A 3,389-nucleotide genomic window follows, 5' to 3' on the forward strand; every position below is an offset into this window, starting at 1 on the left:
GACGGCACCCTCTCCGCACTGGTAGACGGAATCCCGACACTGCGCAAAGACCAAGACGAAGAAACCGCTCTACTGACCGCCTTGGCCCGCCTGCATGTCACCGGCGCTACAGTCGACTGGCAGCCACTATTCGCAGGCACCGGGGCGACTTTCGTGGATCTGCCCACCTACGCCTTCCAGCAGCAGTGGTACTGGCCCACGCCAACTCGCCGCGCCAGCGATGTGCGTTCCGCCGGTCTCGGCCCAGCCGACCACCCACTACTCGGCGCGGCCGTTGAACTCGCGGATCAGGACGAGTACCTGTTCACCGCACGTCTATCCACACACTCACATCCGTGGCTCGCGGACCACACCATCGACGGCCAGGTGCTGGTTCCGGGCACCGCCCTGTTGGAACTCGCGATCCGCGCCGCCGACGAAGCAGGCTGTGCGCAGATCACCGAGCTGGTGCTCGCCGCGCCGCTAGCAATCCCCGCCGACGGTGCCATGGTCGTCCAGGTCCGAGTCGGCACGGCGGACGGATCAGGAGTTCGCACGGTCACCGTGCACAGCCGCCCCGAAAATGCCGCACAACAGTGGCACATCAACGCCTCCGGAACGGTAGCCCCGATCGCCGGCGGTGGTGGCTTCGAGGCCGCGCAATGGCCTCCGGTCGGCGCCGAGCCGATTGACCTCGCGAACTTCTACACCGAACTTGCCGAGGGCGGGTTTGCCTACGGGCCCGCCTTCGCAGGCCTGCGCGCCGCCTGGCGCCGGGGCGACGAGGTCTACGCCGAAGTCGCCCTACCCGAAGGGCACGTGGACGCCGCGCACTACGCCATACACCCGGGACTGCTAGACGCCTGCCTACATGCCGGTGCGTTCAGTACTGGCGCCGTGCCGGACGGCGTCCCGTTCAGCTTCTCCGCCGTGAACGTCCATGCCAGCGGCGCCACCGCTGCCCGGGTACGGCTCCGGCCGAACGGTGAAGGAATGGCCCTCGAGATTATCGACCTTTCCGGCGCGCCGATCGCGTCCATCGGGGCGCTCACCCTACGGCCGCGCGGCCACGACACTGGCAAACTCGACGACCTCTACACAATTGAGTACGTTCCGGTGTCCACTGAAGACGCCGGCGATCAGCCACAGATCGTGCACCTGGAAAGCGCCACCGACGATCCGGTCACAGCAGCCCACGAACTCGCCGCACGCACTCTCGGCCTCCTCCAAGAAGACCGGGACGAACGCCTCGTTCTCGTTATCCGCACCGACGACTTGGCCACGGCCGTGGTCGGCGGCATGGTCCGCGCCGCCCAAGCCGAACAACCTGGACGTTTCGGTCTCGTCGAGCTGGCCGAGGGGTGGACACCCGAACTGCTTGACGAGGCCGTAGCCGGCACGGAACCCGAGATACGCGTTACCGCGGAGGGCTTGACCGCGCCACGGCTCACTCGCACGGTCGGCGCCGACGGCGAATGGGATAGCGGCACGATTGTCGTCACCGGCGGCAGCGGTAGCCTCGGCGGGCTCGTCACCCGACACCTGGTAGAAAAACACGGCGCTGCGGATATCCTGCTGCTCAGCCGATCCGGGAACATACCGGCTGAACTGTCCGATCTGGACCAGGTTCGCGCGCAAACCTGTGATGTTGCCGATCGCAACGCGCTGGCGACAGCACTCGTGGAAGAGACCGTGTCCACCGTTGTGCACGCCGCCGGGGTGCTGGACGACGGAATCGTGGAATCCCTGACCCCGGACCGGGTGGCCACGGTGTTGCGACCCAAGGTGGACGCGGCATGGAATCTGCACGAGTTGTTGCCGGATGCCAGGTTCGTGCTGTTCTCCTCGGCCGCGGGCACCCTCGGCAGCGCCGGGCAGGCAAACTACGCCGCAGCGAACGCCTTCCTGGACGCGTTGGCCCACCACCGACAGCAGCTCGGCATGTCAGCCGTGTCGCTCGCCTGGGGCGGTTGGGACACGGAAGGGATGGCCGGCGGAGCCGGCGAAAGGTTCGCCCGCGCCGGAATGCCGCCACTGACCACCGTGCAGGGTCTCGCCCTCCTCGATCGGGCACTCGGCGCCGGCGCCACCCAGCTAATCCCGATCCGCCTCGATCTGGCCGTGCTGCGCACGCACGAAACGGTGCCGTCGAGGTTGCGCGGTCTGGTCCGCGGTCGACTGCGGCGCGCCACGGTTGCCGCAGGCACCGTCGCCGCCGGGCTCGCCTCCCGGTTGTCGGAGCTACCCGACGACGCACGAGCACCGTTCCTGCTCGATCTCATCGCCAACCAGGTAGCCACCGTTCTCGGCCATACCGACGCCAGCACCGTTGACCACAACGGCACCTTTCGCGACCTTGGGTTCGACTCGCTCACCGCGGTCGAGCTACGTAACCGGCTCGCGACGGTAACTGGCCTGCGACTACCCGCGACGCTGATCTTCGACTATCCGACCGCGGAAGCACTAGTCGCCCACCTGATCGAGGAAATCTACGGCGCCGCAAACACGCCGCCGACCGAACCAGGCACCACGCAGCACGCTGACGAACCGATCGTCGTCGTGGGTATGGCGTGCCGATTCCCCGGCGACGTGGCAAGCCCGGACGACCTGTGGCGGCTCGTACACGATGGCATCGACGCGATCACGCCGTTGCCCACCGATCGCGGCTGGGACCTCGATACGCTGGCCGATCCGGATCCCGACAAAGACGGCACGTCGTATGCGCGTGCTGGTGGGTTTTTGCGGGATCCGGGTGGTTTTGATGCTGCGTTTTTTGGGATGAGTCCGCGTGAGGCGGTGGCGACTGATGCGCAGCAGCGGTTGTTGTTGGAGGTGTCGTGGGAGGCGTTGGAGCGTTCCGGGGTTGATCCGGTGTCGTTGCGGGGTAGTCGAACGGGTGTGTTCGCCGGTGTCATGTACAACGATTACGCCGCCCTGCTCACCGGCGAGGAGTTCGCCGGATTTCGTGGCAACGGGTCATCGCCAAGCGTCGTGTCCGGCCGGGTCGCCTACACCTTCGGTTTCGAGGGCCCCACGATGACCGTGGACACCGCCTGCTCGTCCTCCCTGGTCGCGATGCACCTGGCCGCACAGGCCCTGCGTGCCGGCGAGTGTTCCCTGGCGCTAGCCGGCGGCGTAGCCGTAATGTCCACCCCGGGCGCCTTCATCGACTTCTCCAAGCAGCGTGGTCTCGCGCCGGACGGGCGGTGCAAGGCTTTCGGGGCCGGCGCGGACGGCGTGGGTTGGTCTGAGGGTGTGGGGATGGTAGTGCTAGCCCGCCAGTCGGATGCGATTCGGGACGGGCTACCGGTCTTGGCGGTTGTTCGTGGTTCGGCGGTGAATTCGGATGGTGCGTCGAATGGGTTGACGGCGCCGAATGGTCCTTCGCAGCAGCGGGTGATTCGGAGTGC

At 67.0% G+C, this 3,389-nt stretch carries 1 protein-coding gene; it reads left to right on the forward strand.

What is annotated here, in order from left to right:
* The coding region (locus EV191_RS29955) for a type I polyketide synthase (protein WP_132881500.1) at positions 1-3,389 on the forward strand (3,389 nt) is incomplete at both ends.

The organism is Tamaricihabitans halophyticus, assembly GCF_004340875.1.
Lineage (GTDB): Bacteria > Actinomycetota > Actinomycetes > Mycobacteriales > Pseudonocardiaceae > Tamaricihabitans > Tamaricihabitans halophyticus.